This is a genomic window from Ralstonia soli (genome assembly GCF_023955655.1).
GTDB classification, from domain to species: Bacteria; Pseudomonadota; Gammaproteobacteria; order Burkholderiales; family Burkholderiaceae; genus Ralstonia; species Ralstonia soli.
Genome location: NZ_JAMXHT010000007.1, coordinates 1 through 16,472 on the forward strand (window position 1 = coordinate 1; position 16,472 = coordinate 16,472).

Below are 16,472 nucleotides of genomic sequence, written 5' to 3' on the forward strand. Positions count from 1 at the left end.
CTCAGTATGGCCACGTCGATCACTCCGAACTCCCGCTCCTTGCCGAGCGGGACAGTGTTCTATACGTGGGTCAACATTCGATGCAAAAACCTACCTCGGATGGGTCAGGATTCGGTGCAAATCAACACAGTCAACACACAGAGCTCCCTGCCTTCCTGGTCAAGCAACCGCCGAGCGTTGGCGATTTGGTCTGCTACCTCGGGACGGCCCAGTTTTGCGTGTGGTTTGACCTCTACCAGTACAGATCGCCCATCGCGCAAAAGCAGTTCAAAGTCCGGCGTATAGCGCCACACTGGTGCCTCGGAGCGAATCGTGCACGGCTGCTCACGATAGGCAACTATGGACGGGTGCATTTCGAAGAGAACGAGTGCGTCTGCCTCGAGCAACTCCTCATAGGCGATCATCCGCCCGTTCTTCCTACTCGGAAATTTGCCGCGCAAAATACTTCCTGATCGAGAGAGTATGTTGCGCGCAGGGGCGTATGCACCATTCGCACCCTCGCGCCGAAGAAGGTGCATATAGAACCTCACTCAGTCGACAAACGTCGACGGTCAGACGAGCGCTCCGAAGCATCATGCGGGTGCCGGCGCAAAGCACGGTGTTCCGTGAAACTTCATTGGGTCGCTAGATCATTGATGCCAAGATTAAACAACAGACAAGATTGATCAAGTGCAAATTGGACTACGCTGATGATCTTTAAGAAAAAAGTTGTCGTCTTTGAATATTCCGACAATTGTCTGCAGCGCTTTTTCACTCGCCAAAGTAGCATTAGTAGATTGTTCGCCCCGGCTACGTACCCACCTCTGCATACGCGTACTGCGTTTGCGCGTCCCGCTCTTTTGGGAGATGGGCTTGACGGGGCGGCGGAAAGATTACCGCTGATGAGTGCGGCATGATTCTCATTGTTGACCTTGAGGCGACCTGCTCGGACGATGGTTCAATCCCCGAGGAAGAGATGGAGATCGTCGAGATCGGTGCGTGCTGGGTTGATCGGCGAGGACACATCTTTGACGAATTCCAGAGCTTCGTGCGCCCGAATCGGCACCCTCACCTAACACCGTTCTGTGCAGCCCTGACCGGCATCAATCAAAGTGACATCGACGGTGCTGAAGACTTCCCTCGTGCAGCAGCTCGCCTACAGTCGTTTTCATGTCGGTTTTCCCAGCCCGATGCTGTATGGGGAAGCTGGGGCGCGTACGATCGAAAGCAGATCGAACGGGAAAGTGCTCAGCATGGTTTGCGCATGCCGATCACACTGCCGCACCAAAACCTCAAGCGGCTATTCGCGAAGCGCCGACGGACGGGCAAAGAGGTAGGCATGGCAATGGCTTTGAACCTTGTCGGATGCAAAGCAGAAGGAAACCATCACCGGGCGCTGGACGATGCTCGCAATATCGCGCGCCTTGTTCCTTGGGTGTATGGTGTTGAGACGTAACCCGCAGCTTGGTCGCATGAGGGTGAATTCAATGGACGATCAGAAACAAGGGACGCTTGCTGCTCCAAAGGTCATTGTTCGCCGCAAGTCAAGGCGAGTGATAGTTACACCGGCGATGAAAGAGCGTTTGCGCAAGGAGGCCCAGACGTCTACGCGCACTCGTTTTCCCGAACTGCCTGAGTGGCAACGTTGATCGGCCTGTTCGAGAACTTTGTTCGCGACTCTTTGTCTGGGACGATGCTTCATTAGCAAGGTGCTTACGCTGACGCGTCTTCTCTTCCGCTATTCCGCAGAGCGCATCGGTTCGTCCGTGGCAGTCAACACCCCTGCGACCTCCTTCAGTTGCCGTCGAGCAATCATAGTATCGACAGCCTGTTCAAGAACGCTGCGAACCTGGCTGCCTGTGCTGCGAATTCCGAATCCACGCGACACAGCCTGGATGACTTGGTCCCGCGTGGCACCAAAGCTCCTTTCGATCAGTTGGAGAGCCGCGACTTCGATCTCCTCAGGCGGCAGCATGTCGGCACGACGAAGGGCGATGGTGTTGACCCCTGAGCGATCACGAGGTACTGGCACACGGTTTGGAGTAGCCAGGAACTCCCCCGAGCGCGTGATTCGGCCCGTCGCTATCGCAATATCAATGGACCTTCCCACCACATCTTCAATACGAGCGCCTGCCCGCTTCAGCCCCCAGGCTTCTCGCATCCGGGTAATGACATGGTCGCGATGCACCGGCCCTTCCACGTCGACCGCTTGAACCACCAACTCTGTCAACGCTCCTTGCGGCGCTTCATACAGCTCCCCGACGAGATGGCGCGGTCGCACTAACGTCACCTCTTCATAGGGAGCAAAACCGGCGGCATCCTCTTCATCGGTTACCGTTTCACGCTCCACATAGGGTGCCTCGGCATCCAATTGCTCAGTAAGCGCAACATCCTCTCGTAACTCATCGAATTCGGCCTTAGCGGCTTCAATGCGACGAATCAGCGCGTCCAGCTGTTCGGTCGGGCGCTGGAACCAATCGGCACTCCAAATCCGATGGATAGTCCAACCGTGTTCCTCCAAGATCGCCTGTCGCAGCCGATCGCGATCTCGGGCCGAACGAGCACTGTGGTAAGCCGCACCATCGCATTCGATACCCAGCAGGAATCGTCCTGGTCGCTCGGCATCGAGGACCGCCAAATCAATGAAGAAACCGGCCAAGCCCACTTGTGCTTGGACCTCGTAGCCCCTCGCTCGCAGTGCGTTGGCCACCTGCACCTCGAATATGCTGTCATGGTCGCGCCCCGTGACCTCGGCCATCGACAAGCGCCCCGTGCGGGCATATTGGAGGAATATCCGGAATGCGTTGACCCCGGCTCGCTCCGCCGCATAGGCCGGGTCAATATCCTCATCCGTCATGGACGCAAACACGTCGCATCGCTGCTTAGCGCGGCTAATCAAAACATTCAGGCGCCGTTCACCGCCAGCCGTACCTAAGGGGCCAAAACGCATTGGTACTCGCCCATTTGGCACCGACCGGCCATAGCCCACAGAGATAAAGATCACGTCACGCTCGTCACCCTGGACGTTTTCCAGGTTTTTGACGAAGAACGGTTCTGAACGATGTGCCTTGAAGAACTCCTCAACCTCAGGTGACAATCCGCGGCGCAGAAGTTCGAGTTCATCAATGATGGCGCGACGCTGAGCAGCGGAAAAGGCTGCTACTCCTAGGGACAACTTCGGGTAGGTGCGTGCGTGGACGATGATCGCTTGGGCCACCGCTTTTGCTTCGATCAGGTTATTGCGCTTATTGCCAGCGTCGAACAAACCTTCGTGGACATGATGAAACCGTAGGCCCCGGCCACCCTGCGCCGTGTAGGGACTCGGCACGATATAGAGCTTGTTCTCATAGAACTGCCGGTTACTAACTGCAATCAATGACTGATGACGGCTCCGGTAATGCCAGCGCAGCATCCGGGTAGGCAGGCCACGAGCCGTGAACAGACCAAGAATGCTCTCGATATCCGCAACTGCTGTCGCCCCTTCATCATCCTCGTCCTCGTTGCTTGAGGTCATCTTGGCAAAGAAAGCAGTGGGTGGTAGCTGCTTTGGGTCACCAACCACAACCACTTGTCTAGCGCGAGCAATCGCCCCCAAGGCATCAACGGGTTGAATCTGACTGGCTTCGTCCATTACCAGCAGATCGAACTCCATGGCGCCCGGCACGAGAAACTGTGCAACGGACAGCGGACTCATCATAAACACCGGTTTGAGCGCTCGTAGCGCTGGTCCGGCCTTTTCGACGAGCTTACGCAGAGATATGTGACCCTTCTTTTTCTGAATCTCGCCTCGCAATACGCCGAGCGGCCCCAGCGCACCACCATCGCGAGGCGGAACGTTTTGGTAATGCGCGTGTACAACTTCCGCGCTCGCAGCAAGGATCCGCTGTCGATCCAGCGCGGCGAACTCCTGCACGAGGCGCCCATGGGTGGTCCCATCAAATCTGGCGAGATCAGGTTCGAGTCGTACCATCCGCGCATAGGTCGCCTCGAAATAGGCCATCTCGAACGCAGAGGCCAAAGCGTCCGGCGCAATTCGACCGGCATCTAGGCGATCCACCAGATCACTGCAGCCTTGTGCACGCGCGCGGGCCGAGCGATCTCGGTAGTTCACCCAGCGGAAGAGCTGTTCGTGCTCCTCGCTCCAGCGTCGCAGGCGCCAAACGAGCACTTCAAGCCGCGCATCCAGGATCGTGCCGCCAATGGAAGCCTCCAGATCCAATTCGAGTTCGTTACCCAAAGCGGTAAGGCTCGTCTGGATGAGTGCCTGCAATGCAGCCAACACCTTGGCGCGAGACACTAAATGCTCTCGCTCATCAACTCGGCCAGCTAAAGCTCGAATGTCAGGATTCTGCCTAATCCAGTCCGCGGCAGATTTGAGTGCCGCCCAGTTCGACTGCTCTGCTTGCCATGCGCCATCAAACGCTGCACGCCCCAGCGTCAAACCTTCGCGGACAGCCTGCCGATCGCGTTGACCGGCGGCCAGCGCTGCCAAGACAACACGAGCCTCACCCGCGCTTGAGACTCCAGCGGGAATCAGCACGCCTGCAGCCGAATACGCACGTGTATATCGCACAGCCAGTTGAAGCAACGAGCGCAAATCGGCACGCTCCACCGCGGCCACTTCACCGAATACGGGGCCTCGGGCCACCCCCAAATCGTCCCAGACTTCTTTTAACCCACGCTCGATCTGCAGGCAGACGGCCGATAGTTGTTTGGCGCGCGCGGCGACCTCCGTCTTTTCCGGGCCGCGCGCGGCGATCAGTCGTGGTTCAGCCCCGAGGCCTTTCAGGGATCGCATCCACTCGACCAATGCCAAGAGTGGCGCCGATTGTGACCTCGCACCACGCCAGTCATCGCCAAACGCGCTGCGCCCAAAAGCATCTTCTGCTTCAACAGTCCTCTTCGCGTCCTGCCCCTTAGCCAGGGTATCCAGCAACCCCAACACGACGGGCAGCGGCTGATTGGGTGTCGCTAGAACGGACCTTACCAATCGATTGGCCGCACGCCATTCACCGCTCAGAAAGCGAAAAACGCTCGTGCCACGCGATGCCAAGGTTGCACGCGCAGAGGCCAAGCTAAGGGACCACGCCATTTCGGTCAGTTGAGCTCCAATGGCGGTCTTGGCGGCTTCAAAGTCGGCCACTGCTTGAGCAACTTCTCCGGCACGCTCGACCCCATCATTCCAAAGATCAGACGCGAATGTTTCCGGGCTGGCGGGCGGAGCAGACGCGACACGCTCACCGATACGGGTCAGTGTCTGGAAATCTCCAAATGTCGATCCGGGATCTCGACCAAGTTGACGAGCAAGAGCAGCCGCTTCCGCCAGCAAGCGAGGCAATTCTTCGGATAATAGGGCGAGCCGCTGAAACTGCTGCGCATTGAAAGTCTCGGGAAGCTCCGTGAAGGCAGGGAGAACCTCACCGAGATCCGCGTCCCAGGCATCCTCAGCAACTCGACCGGTCAAGGCTTCTCGTCGTGCTGCACACTGTTGCCCAAGTTCGAGCAAATGCAGGATGACGTCAGAATTTTGCCAAACGTCGTGCCCCATGGCCGACGCGGATAACCTGGGGGCTGCCGCAATACGCTGAAGCAACTCCACCATCGGTGGAATGTCAGACAAACGAAGCGGTGGCTCAAGTTCCAAGAGCTCAGCTGCAATGGCGAACTGCTGCTGTGCCGCCAAGACCCGCTCTAGTAGCTGCTGGACACGCGCAACCAAACGCTCGGCATCCATCGGTGAGATCGCCGGCAGTCCCACACCCACCCAAGCATGATCAGCTGGCCGACCGATTTCAATCACGCGGCTCGCCAAATCGGCCAACAAATCCTGGCGCGCAGCGAAGCCATCCTTGCCCCATTGCTCCGGGCTCTCGAGGTGAATGTCGTTCGGGCGCTCCCCCTGTTCGCGTAGGCGCACCAAATGCCCAATCACCTGAAATGGAGACAACCCTGATTTCGGATCGATGGCGTGCAGATTCCGAGCATGCGCGTTGAGGCTGTCGCGCGCCTCAGTCAGCCGCGCGAAAAGGCTTCCTGGATCCGTGACCTTGGGAGCGCCCAGTTCCCACGTGCGCCGAAGCTCGTCCAACACAGCGCGCTTGTTGGCTTTGTTGCTGTGCAGCTCCAGGCAGGCATCGCCGACGCCTTTATCATCGAGACGGCGCTTTACAACGTCCAATGCGGCCATTTTTTCAGCCACAAAGAGCACGCTTTTCCCGTCTTTGACGGCAGCGGCAATGATATTGGCGATAGTCTGGCTTTTGCCTGTCCCCGGTGGTCCCTGAATGACTAGATTCCTGCCCCGCCGCACTTCGTGGATCGCCAGCGCTTGCGAACTGTCGCAATCCAAGATATGTAGCATTTCGGACGGTGGGATCAGCGCATCGATGTTAGCGTCCTCATGCGCGAGCTCCTCGCCGCCTGCAAAGCCGTCCGCCAGCAGCGAACGAATCAAAGGATGGTCACCTATCGTGGCGCCCTCAGGCCAGACCGCTTGATCTAGGTCCCGGTACATCAGAAACTTCGCGAAAGAGAAGAACCCCACCGACATGTGGTCGGGGAATACCTCCCACGTGTCCTTGGTTTCGATGCTCTTCCGAACCAACTCCATGTAACTGAGTGGCTCGAATGTGTCGCTCGCCTCAAAAGCCGGCATACGGAGCGCATGGACCCGATCGAGATAAGCCTCAAGCGACAGGTTGGACGCAAAGTCCTCCTGCCTAACCTTCAAGTTGAAACGCTCGCCGGCATTGCCACGATCGAGCTGGACGGGGATTAATAAAAGCGGCGCGTAACGAATGTTCTCTGCGTTGTTCGGATCGATCCACTTGAGGGCGCCCATCGCTAGGTAGAGCACGTTGACGCCCTGCTCTTCCTCCAACGTGCGTGCATCCAGATAGAGTTCCAGCAGGCGGCTCTGGAGACCCTTACTAGTTAGACGAGTTTGCAGACGAGTGTCGGCATGCCGACGCAAAACACCTCGCTCGTCCCTGCTTTCATCGTCGGGTTGGGCCAATTCCTCGATCTCATCGGGTTCGGCCTGCCTCTTATCCGTAGACGCATCGGCGGGGACTCCATCAGTACCTTCAGATGCTGGATCATTGGTCTCTGCAGCGCGCCCCGCTACGAAAGTGAAAGTCTTCCCCTCTCGAACCAACAGTCGAAAGATTTCACCGATTTTCTCATCGATAATTTCGATGGACCGACCACTCCGAGCCCCACGGGGCATATTGAGCAACCGGTTACGAGCTGATAGATCGAGCAGTTCGACTCGGACTCGTTCTAGCTTCTCGGCGAGCGGTAAATTACTTTGAAAAATGGTTTGATTTTCACCGGCAGCCGGCGCGCTTTGCCCTTGTACTGGCTCCATGAGCTCCCCACACGTTCTTTCTGCCTGCGTCGTTCGAAGGCTTGTTATTCGATCAAAATCAGGCAGCTCAGAAGACTCAGTCCTGATAGCTGCCTGCAAATCACTCTCGCGGTCTAACGAGCGTGACATGAGCACATCATGAATCTCGTGTCTTGCGCTGTTGCGCCGATTATCGCGTTACGCGAGCGAAGTGCCATAGTACCGACGGAGTAGGTACCAATTGGCACCGCCAAATGTAGGATTTTTATATCAGTTGTTCGGAATTTTTACTTCCACAACACACAAACACGCCCCCGAGGGTCATGGTGTTCACGAGAACCCTTCGATTCAACCACCGGCGCCTCCAAACGCCTTGGCTTTCCGTGCTGCCACAAGCGAGGCCGGGGTGCGATGTTCTTGAAAATAGCTGATGCAGTTTCGTATCCGCGATGCAGACGCTCATTTTCGCGCAGCAAAAGCTTCTCCAATCTGCCGTGCACGCTTGATCTCGTCGCTGTGCAGGTAGATCGAAGTGGTCGAGACCGAGGCGTGGCGCAGATTGTCGCGCACGGTGGTCAGTTCGGCGCCGTGCGCCAGGGCGTGGGTAGCATGCGTATGCCGCATCCAGTGTGGACTGGCCTTGCGCAGCTTCTCTGCCAGCACTGCGTAATCTTTCTCGATGACGTTGGCTGCCGTCTCAAAAAACCTCCTGACCACACTCCACAACCGCGCCGCCGAAATGCCACCGTCGGCATCCAACCCTAACCCACCAATCAGCGGCGTCTTCGGGTTCCAACGTGCCCACGTGACTGGTAGCCCGCGCTCGACAAGGTAGCGGTCGAGCGCCGTGCGCGCCAGCGGCGGCAATGCAACCTTCCCGGCACGGCTGCCCTTCCCTATCAAATTGAGCCAGTGATCGCCTTGTCGGTCAGTTTCGACGTCGCCAAGCTTGGAAGAAACAAGTTCGCTCGCCCGCAGGCCGGTCGCATAGCCGAAATCCAACACGAAACGCAGCCGCTGCGCGGCCGGCGCTTCCCACCCATACGACCATTCCAAACCGTCCGCGATGGTGCGGACCAGCGCCCACTCGCCCTCGGTGAAGGCGTGCGAGGCGTCCAGTGCGGCAGTCCGCCCGCCACCCCGCACCTTGATGCCCGCGAATGGGTTGGCCAGTACGTAGCGTTGCTGGATCAGCCAGCGGAACATGGCGCCCAATACCGACAGCGCATACGCAGTCGAACGTGCCGAGAGCCCGTCCGTGAACGGCCGCCATTCGACCGAGGTGCGCGGCCGCGCCGGACCGACCCAGCGCTCCCGTGGTGTCGGCCGTCGCAAGAAGCTCCGGTAGGCGATCGCGTCCTCGGTGGTGAGTGAGGAGAGCGGCCGACTGCGTTCGACGATCGCCCACAGGATCAGGCGTTCCGCCTCCTTGCGATAAGCGCGCTGGGTGGCGGGCGATTCATGCAGGGACAGCCAGGCCTGGACCGCTTCGTAGTCGTTGTCAGCAGCGAGGGTGCAGGTCTCGCGCGGCGCACGGAACTGCCCTTCCGAGCCGTCGACCTCGTGTGGCAGGCGCAACTGCTCCCAGGGCACCACCACACCGAGGACCTGTTCCGCGACCAATGCCCGGGCACGCTCGGTCAGTTGCGGATGCTCGGCAAAGAAGATCTCGATACGTCGCGCGCTGGCCTGCCCCAACCCGGGAATGATGGCCCACCAACGGCGCCGACGCGGCACGCGAACGGTCAGGTCGGCGAGAGTACTAATGCCGGCTGCACGCAACGCAGCGACGGCACGCGCATCCAGCCACAGCGCCACGTCATCGCTGATGACCGGCTCCGGCAATCGCAACATCCGCAGTAGCTCGATCGCCTGGTCGGCTGCCCTACCTTGCTTGGCACGTTCGGCCGCCGGAATCTCAAACAGCACCGCCAAGTCTTCACGCTGACGCCGACGCGCAAACGCAGCAAGCTGGCGCCGAATACGGCCAAGCACGCCGCGCGAGGACTGCCTCGGCGTCAAGCGGTCGCCCAGGTAGCGCTCAACCGCCTCGCGGGTGGACAGGCCGGCATGCCAGCCCCGCAGCGCCGCCAGTTCGGTGGCATCAGGGAAGCCAGCTGGGGTGCCGATGGAGGAATCGATTGGGAGCAGACGCGTTTTCATGGAAGGCAGTTTAGTGCTTCCATACGGCTATTACGATAAGAAGACTTATCGTAATAGCTCCATATGATCGAAGCGCGATGATGATTTCTCGGCTTATCAACTTGGCCGGCGAGATCGGCGGTATTCCAGAGGATGTCCCTTGGTAGCAGGCCGAAGATGCCCATTTCCCAACACTACTTCGCCTACTGGGCCAATCTTATTGTCGAGATTCTCGCAACTCTGAACTTTGTTTACTCAACTCTGAACTCTTCGAGTACAGAGTAGCAGGTGCGATTGCTAAAAGCTTCGCTTACGCTTGCGATGCCTTGATGTAGTCGCTCACGGCCTTTGTGACCTGCGCGGTCGTGGCCTCGCCGCCCAGATCCGGTGTGTGGACGCCGCTCGCAGTGGCATGCTCGACGGCTTGCATCAGCACCCTGGCCGCGCTGGTCTCGCCCAGATGTTCCAGCATCATCGCTGCAGTCCAGAAGGTGGCGATCGGGTTGGCAATGCCTTTGCCCGTGATGTCGAATGCGGAGCCATGGATCGGCTCGAACATCGAAGGGAAGATACGTTCCGGGTTCAGGTTGGCCGTCGGGGCGATACCCAAGCTGCCGGAAAGGGCCGCGGCGAGGTCAGACAGAATATCCGCGTGCAGGTTGGTTGCGACAACCACGTCCAGCGTCTTCGGCTTCAGGACCATGCGGGTCGTGACCGCATCGACCAGTTCGCGGTCTGTCTTCACATCCGGATACTCGGCCGCGACTTCGTAGAACATTTCGTCCCACATGACCATGCCGAAGCGCTGCGCGTTCGACTTGGTCACAAGAGTGAGATGTTTGGCGGGACGGCTACGCGCGAGCTCGAAAGCGAAGCGATGGATGCGTTCGACGCCTGCTCGCGTGAAGATGGCCGTCTCCGTCGCAGTTTCAATCGGCAGGCCGCGGTGCGCGCGGCCGCCGTGGCCTGCATATTCGCCTTCGGAATTCTCGCGCACGATCACCCAATCGATGTCCTCGCCGTTCTTGAGCGGACTTTTGACGCCTGGAAGAACACGTGCCGGCCGCACATTCGCGTACTGGTCGAAGCCTTGTGCGATCGGAAGACGCAATCCCCAGAGCGAAACGTGGTCCGGCACATCCTGGCTGCCGACGGCGCCGAAGAAGATTGCGTCGAAGGTCTTGAGCTTCTCGAGCCCGCCTTCAGGTATGTAGTGGCCGTGCTTCAGGTAATACTCGGAGCTCCATGGAAGGAGCTCCACATCGAGCTTGAAGCCGCCGTCGCGCTTTGACAGCACCTCCAGAACTTCAAGTCCGGCGGCAATGACTTCGGTGCCGATGCCATCTGCGGGGATCGCGGCGATCTTGTGTACGCGCATGAATTCTCCTGGTGTGTCTTGGTCAAGCATCCACGGGAAACACGCAAATGTGCGGCAATGGACACTGTGTTGCCATCAAGTAAAAAGGAACTTATGGGGCCGGTCGCGCCCACCGTCGTCGCCGACAGCCCGGTAAACACACTTTCATCCCGGCGTCCTACCTAGATAGCTTGCCAGGTGCATCCGCATCGAATTACAGACCAACGAGGGCCGGCAGGCCGCCCAGGTTCTTGATCTCGTGGCTGCCCCACACCGGCCAGCTCGGCTCGTGACCGCGCGCGACGAACACCCTGTTCTTGATGCCGATGTCATCCGCCGAGAGGTGGTCGTAGCGATAGCTCGACGACACGTGCAGGATGTCTTCGGGGCGGCAACCGAGTTGCTCGATCATGTATTCGAAGGCTTGCAGGCGTGGCTTGTAGGCTTGCGCCTGCTCTGCCGTGTAGACGCGGTAGAACGGCGCCCCCAGCTTCTCGACGCTGTGCGGAATCAGATCGTTCATGGAGTTGGAGAGGATGACAAGTTTGTATTCCTTCGCCAACGTGGCCAGTGCGTCCGGTACGTCCGGGTGCGGCTGCCAGGTCTTCACGGCTTCGTAGAACTTCAGGCCTTCGTTATCGCGACATTCGACACCCCAGCGGCGACAGGTACGTTCCACGGAGTTGCACAGGATCTCGTCGTACGGCCTGAAGTCGCCCATCACCTCATCCAGGCGATAGCGCGCGAAGTCCGTAGTGAACTGCTTCATCTCTTCAGGAGCAACACGGTCAGCGAAAAGCTCCTCCATCTTCTCCTTCATCTGGAAGTTGATCAGCGTCCCGTAACAATCGAAGGAAATGTATTTGGGCCTCAAGCTGGTAGTCATGATTCAGGTTCCTTTGTTTGACAGAGGGTCAGATGTCCGACCAGAGCCGTGCTCGTACACCGGCATTCGAGAGCTTGCTTGATCAGTACGGCGCCACTCTATGCAGCGGCCCATCCGATAGAATGGATGCGAATTCACACTACTTTTTCCTTGGAGTAAAAAATGATTCACTCGCATGAGCTCAGCTTTTTCTGGGAGATCGTCAAGCAAGGAAGCTTGTCGGCAGCGGCGCGCGAACTCGGCGTCACGCCGGCAGCGGTCAGCAAGCGGCTGGCAAAGATCGAGGAAAGCCTGGGCGTGCCGCTAGTGCGGCGCACGACGCGCCGGCTCAGCCTGACCGATGAAGGAGAACTGTTCCTCACCCATGCCCGCCGGATACTGACGGAACTCGAGGAAATGGAGCAGCAGGTGGCCCAGAACCGCCTGGCCCCCAAAGGCCTGCTAAGGGTGAATGCACCGCTGGGTTTCGGGCGAACCTACATCACCCCGATCGTCTCTCGGTTCGTCAAACGCTATCCCGAAGTGGAGGTCCAGTTGCAACTGACAGACCATCCACTCAGTCTCGTCGACGACACCTTCGAAATCGGCATCCGCTTCGGCGAGATTCCGGATGCACGCCTCATTGCACGGCGCATCGCGCCCAATCGCCGTCTCGTCTGCGCGGCGCCGTCCTACCTCAAGACGCATGGCATGCCCAAGGTCCCGCACGACCTTGTCCACCACAACTGCATCGTGTTGCGACAGAACGAGTCGGCCTACGGCTTGTGGCGCTTCTCAAAGGGAAAAAAGACCGAGACCGTCAAGGTACGCGGAACCCTCTCCAGCAATGACGGCGAGGTGGCTCTCAGCTGGGTGCTGGCCGGACATGGCTTGATGCTCAGGGCCGAGTGGGACATCGCAAAGTATGTCCGGACCGGTCGACTGGTGATTCTGCTGGAGGACTATGTGACGGAGCCTGCGGACATTTTCGCCGTCTATGCCGAGCGGCAGGGGCGATCTCCACGGGTGCGGGCTTTTACTGATTTTCTCGTGAATAGTTTCGCGCAAAGCGCGGGAAAATCGCAGGCGCCTGAGTTGAAGTGGTAAAGAGCCATCCGGTACCGAACGCCGACAGAAATGATGTCGTCATTGAGGTCGCTTTGCGGATGATGCGGGCCCCGGGGCGACGCTCCCCATCGGTGCATTGCCGGTCAGCGTATGCGCTAGGCTGTTCCTTCTTCGTGTTGATTGTGTGGGGCAGTACCAGACGAACGTGACGCTAGCTTGAGCGCCATCGACCAAAGACCACTTCCGTTGGGCAGCGCTCGAACAGCCCGTCGTCGATTGTCTTGCGCGCCCCCCCCCCGCCTCCTCGCCGGGCAGAGGCACAAAATGAACTGGCCCGGGCAACTGCAGCACTTCTTTCGGAATGCGGACCGCGCGCGCCAACATCACGATATGCACGTCATGCCCGCATGCATGACACCTTCCTAGACCGACGTACGAGCAAACTTACTGGCCTCACGAATCGGCGATACATCCAACTCTGTGCGTAGGACGATTCCCCGCTCCAAGGTGACGCCCGGCAGGCTCGCTACCACGCGGGTGCCGCCAGGCCTCGCACGACCGAATAGCCAACGTCTTCGAGATCAAGCGCGACGATGTCCTCCGTTCGGTGTTCTTCAAACCGCGACTCCAGGTAGCTATGCAGGTCGCGTCGCTGTTTCGCCGAGTGCGGATGATGCTGCCGCCATGGCGGCGCAAGGGTTATGGGAACTTTCAATTCCAATACCTTTTGAATGCAAGTTGCTTTACGTCTGTGCCATCAACGCGGCAAGCGTCGCGGGTTACCCAAAGAGGGACTTAAAAATTGTGCCGGATCCCGATGTCGAATCCGTTGGAGGATTTACCCGGCGCGGTCACGGCGCCATCAAGCGCTGAAGCTGACGTACCCCCGTTGCTCACGTGAGCAATGGCCGTATACAAGGCAGTTCGCTTCGACATCGTATAGACATACCCAAGCGCCCACTTCTTGGCCGTCGGGCTGCTTGCCGCATCAGTGCTGTAACGCGAGTATGCGATCCGGATGGCGCCAGCGCCGGCGGGAATCTTCGCACCAACCAGCCAACCCCTGGCGCTGACCGGTCCGTTCTTGTCCCACTCGTACATGCCCATGGCGCAGACCACGCCAAAATCATAGCTCGCACCGGCGTTGTTCTGCCGAACATCGCCTGCTGCGTAGCGAGCCCGGCTGACTGCGCCAGCGACGGTAAAGGTCCCAGTGGAGTAGCCGGCGCGAACCCCAAAGCCGTTCCCGTCTTTGGAGGTAGGGGTACCACTGGGATTTTCACCCATGTAATACATGGCGTTGAACTGGAAGCCGGAGCCGCTGAATCCCTGAGGCCCGTATCCAATCGAGGAGGCGTTGAAGCTATGCCCGTAGAGGTACGAGATGCTGTTGGAGGCGCGGACCGTGGTCGGGCCGGTGATCGCCGAGTTCAGCACTTGGCTGCCGCCGCTGCCACCGAGGTCAAATGGATCAAAGACGGCAAGATTCATGTACTGCGGCACATACTCTCGGCCGAGGCGAATTTCACCCCAATTGTTTCCGACGCTGATTGTCGAACGACGGTTGAACGTGAGCCCGCCATTGCCTGTAATACCGGTGGACTGGTTGTTGGTGTTGGTGGTTTGGCCAGTGCCGGTGTCCGCGTTCACACCGCTCTCCAGCCAGAATCCGGCCTTGAGGCTGCCGCCAAGGTCCTCCTGACCTCTGAAGCCGATCCGGGAGGCGGCAAGGTAGCCGCTCGCCATCTGGTTCAGGTTCGAAATGCTCCCGGAACCGTGCGCCAAAGCCATGTCCACAGTGCCGAACAGGGTCACGCCGGATTGTGCGTAAGCGGTTCCAGTCAGCGAAGTCGCGAGTACAACGGCCACGGTGATGGCTTGCAGTGTGATCGAATTCGATCGCATGGGATGTGTCTCCTAAATCTTGTTAGCGTTTTGATTTTTTCCGGAAGCACTGCACTGCCCCCGACAAGGACAGCGCTGCGAGCGAGAGCGCGAATAGCGTCCACAGACCCCGGGCTACCAACGCAGCCGCGATCCCCTGATTGCCGGGCAGCCATCCGGTGTGCAGCGGGTACACCACGTTCAGATAGCGCACTGTCAGCGGTTGCTCGCTGGCTCGCACGATGCGCAGAACCGAGGCGTCAGCCTCACGCAGGTACACCGAGTGGAAGCCAAAGGGATTCCACTCATCCACACGCAATCGCACGCGGAGTACGCCACCGCGCGCCGCGTAGATTCGTATCGGTCGAGCTTGCGGCAATGCGACGGATGCGGCAACGAGTGCTTGGCCCAGCGTAGACCGTTGCCCCGCGCTTGCGGCCTGCCCGGCGGGTGGAGGCACAACTGAACCTCCGCCTGCAAACGCAGACAGCGCGCCGCTCGCCAGTTCCGGCGAGCGCAGTACGAAGCCGGTAGACAACATCATGGCGAGTGGAAGGATGGCGACCGGACCGATCAATCGATGCCATTGCTGCCAGGACGAGCGCGCAGGCATCCGCCTCACGCGCAACCAGACGCGCAGACCCATCGTGATCGATACCAGGGCGAGCAACGCCGATGCTCGAAGTACCCAGGGCCCGGCCTCACCGAGCATCAGATGCTCGTGTAATTCGAACAGCTGGGTTTTCAAATCACGGCTGTCCGGCTGCAGCTCGCCTGCCGTGCCGCGCGTCGCATCGATCTCGGCCCAGCCACTCTCGCCGGGCTGCGCCATGCGTAGATGGACACGGATCGGTGCGTTGGGGCCACGTGGCAGGTCGACGAGATCAGCTTTTGCCGTGTGGTACCGGCTCGCCAGTTCGACCATGCCCCGATCCAGCGCTTTTCCCCATTCGTGTACCGTAGGAGGACTCGCCTGCGGCGAGGGCAGCGGCTGCAGCCACAGCAGGGTGACGCCAGTTAGCGCCGACACCGAGAGCAACGGTGCGAGCACCCAGCCTAAGTAACGGTGCCATTGGTAAGAGAATTTCATGCGGCCTCCCGTTCACGGCTGCCATCCGTCATGGCAGCTACGCCGCGCTGACGGCCAACGTACTGGCTCGGCGTCATGCCCCAGGCGTTCTTGAAGTGTCTGCAGAGATGGCTTTGGTCGTAGAAGCCTGCCACTTGTGCTGCAGATGCCAGCGACTCGCCGTCGGCTAACAGTGTTTGCACCAACTGGAGACGCTGCAGGCAGATGAAGCGGTGTGGCGAGACGCCTGCATGTCTGCGGAATACCGCGGAGAAGCGCCATACGCTCAGTCCGGCCTTGGCGGCTAATTCATTGAGAGAAAGGCGTTCGTCGAGATGCTCGCCTATGTACGTGATCGCCCAGGCGATGCGTGGGTGCATGGTCATCTTTGGCTCCTCCAGCAACGGCTTTTAGTTCTAGCTCTATTGCCGTCAAGTGTAGGAACTGTCCACGGCAGGTTCCGCTGAAGCACCTTGCCCGCAAACGAACGTCGTGGCGTTGTAATGGTGTGCAACAGCATGAAGTTTTTATGACCAGACGCATGCCACGCGCAGCAAATTCGTCCAAGACGTGCCATTCGTTTTAACGTAAGCACCAGCGCGCACTCATGAGGGGCGGACACGCCACGCACAGCAAATCCGTCCAAGACGCTCGGTACCATGACACCTAGAATTCGCCGACCACGCCGCACAAGGGACTTCGGTTCTCACTTGCCTCGTGGTCCGTCGCGACGCTGCTGAGCCCAAATTTGACCCGGCAT

Annotated in this window: 10 protein-coding genes and 1 pseudogene; 2 read left to right on the forward strand and 9 right to left on the reverse strand. The window is 59.2% G+C overall.

Annotated elements, in window-relative coordinates; translation table 11 throughout:
* Positions 1–104 precede the first annotated feature (104 nt).
* Positions 105–404, reverse strand: coding sequence for a Tn7 transposase TnsA N-terminal domain-containing protein (locus NG900_RS18565; protein ID WP_252682845.1), 300 nt, complete (start codon positions 402–404; stop codon positions 105–107).
* 488 nt (positions 405–892) lie between these two features.
* Here NG900_RS18565 and NG900_RS18570 point away from each other — a divergent pair, with 488 nt between their 5' ends.
* Complete coding sequence (locus tag NG900_RS18570) at positions 893–1,435, forward strand: 3'-5' exonuclease (RefSeq protein ID WP_252682846.1); 543 nt, start codon at positions 893–895, stop codon at positions 1,433–1,435.
* Positions 1,436–1,717: 282 nt separating this feature from the next.
* Here the strand turns inward: NG900_RS18570 and NG900_RS18575 are convergent, their stop codons facing one another.
* The 4 genes from NG900_RS18575 to NG900_RS18590 form a co-directional block, all read right to left on the reverse strand.
* Entirely contained in the window at positions 1,718–7,477 is a 5,760-nt protein-coding gene (locus NG900_RS18575; RefSeq protein WP_252682847.1) for a DUF3320 domain-containing protein, read from the reverse strand.
* A 309-nt stretch (positions 7,478–7,786) separates the two neighbouring features.
* Entirely contained in the window at positions 7,787–9,490 is a 1,704-nt protein-coding gene (locus tag NG900_RS18580) for a phage integrase family protein (protein ID WP_252682848.1), read from the reverse strand.
* Between the two features lie 289 nt (positions 9,491–9,779).
* Entirely contained in the window at positions 9,780–10,847 is a 1,068-nt protein-coding gene (locus NG900_RS18585; RefSeq protein ID WP_252682849.1) for a tartrate dehydrogenase, read from the reverse strand.
* A 193-nt stretch (positions 10,848–11,040) separates the two neighbouring features.
* The gene (locus tag NG900_RS18590) at positions 11,041–11,712 is read right to left on the reverse strand and encodes a haloacid dehalogenase type II (RefSeq protein WP_252682850.1); all 672 of its coding nucleotides are present in this window, start codon (positions 11,710–11,712) and stop codon (positions 11,041–11,043) included.
* 162 nt (positions 11,713–11,874) lie between these two features.
* Here NG900_RS18590 and NG900_RS18595 point away from each other — a divergent pair, with 162 nt between their 5' ends.
* Positions 11,875–12,798: a LysR family transcriptional regulator gene (locus tag NG900_RS18595; RefSeq protein ID WP_252682851.1), complete on the forward strand. Its 924-nt coding sequence runs from the start codon at positions 11,875–11,877 to the stop codon at positions 12,796–12,798.
* 190 nt (positions 12,799–12,988) lie between these two features.
* Here NG900_RS18595 and NG900_RS18600 read toward each other — a convergent pair.
* The 4 genes and pseudogenes from NG900_RS18600 to NG900_RS18615 form a co-directional block, all read right to left on the reverse strand.
* Positions 12,989–13,462 (reverse strand): annotated as a pseudogene (locus NG900_RS18600) (M20/M25/M40 family metallo-hydrolase); the annotation flags it as partial.
* A 92-nt stretch (positions 13,463–13,554) separates the two neighbouring features.
* Positions 13,555–14,664: a porin gene (locus NG900_RS18605; RefSeq protein WP_252682852.1), complete on the reverse strand. Its 1,110-nt coding sequence runs from the start codon at positions 14,662–14,664 to the stop codon at positions 13,555–13,557.
* 22 nt (positions 14,665–14,686) lie between these two features.
* Positions 14,687–15,733, reverse strand: coding sequence for a PepSY-associated TM helix domain-containing protein (locus NG900_RS18610; protein ID WP_252682853.1), 1,047 nt, complete (start codon positions 15,731–15,733; stop codon positions 14,687–14,689).
* Positions 15,730–16,098 (reverse strand): helix-turn-helix transcriptional regulator, encoded by a 369-nt coding sequence (locus tag NG900_RS18615; RefSeq protein WP_252682854.1) that lies wholly within the window; start codon positions 16,096–16,098, stop codon positions 15,730–15,732. Before NG900_RS18615 ends, NG900_RS18610 begins: the two co-directional genes overlap by 4 nt.
* Positions 16,099–16,472: the final 374 nt, after the last annotated feature.

Excerpts from the sequence above, each read along its gene's own strand:
- NG900_RS18565 (WP_252682845.1), bottom strand. The coding sequence starts at position 404 with ATGATCGCCTATGAGGAGTTGCTCGAGGCAGACGCACTCGTTCTCTTC.
- NG900_RS18570 (WP_252682846.1), top strand. The coding sequence starts at position 893 with ATGATTCTCATTGTTGACCTTGAGGCGACCTGCTCGGACGATGGTTCA.
- NG900_RS18575 (WP_252682847.1), bottom strand. The coding sequence starts at position 7,477 with ATGTCACGCTCGTTAGACCGCGAGAGTGATTTGCAGGCAGCTATCAGG.
- NG900_RS18580 (WP_252682848.1), bottom strand. The coding sequence starts at position 9,490 with ATGAAAACGCGTCTGCTCCCAATCGATTCCTCCATCGGCACCCCAGCT.
- NG900_RS18585 (WP_252682849.1), bottom strand. The coding sequence starts at position 10,847 with ATGCGCGTACACAAGATCGCCGCGATCCCCGCAGATGGCATCGGCACC.
- NG900_RS18590 (WP_252682850.1), bottom strand. The coding sequence starts at position 11,712 with ATGACTACCAGCTTGAGGCCCAAATACATTTCCTTCGATTGTTACGGG.
- NG900_RS18595 (WP_252682851.1), top strand. The coding sequence starts at position 11,875 with ATGATTCACTCGCATGAGCTCAGCTTTTTCTGGGAGATCGTCAAGCAA.
- NG900_RS18605 (WP_252682852.1), bottom strand. The coding sequence starts at position 14,664 with ATGCGATCGAATTCGATCACACTGCAAGCCATCACCGTGGCCGTTGTA.
- NG900_RS18610 (WP_252682853.1), bottom strand. The coding sequence starts at position 15,733 with ATGAAATTCTCTTACCAATGGCACCGTTACTTAGGCTGGGTGCTCGCA.
- NG900_RS18615 (WP_252682854.1), bottom strand. The coding sequence starts at position 16,098 with ATGACCATGCACCCACGCATCGCCTGGGCGATCACGTACATAGGCGAG.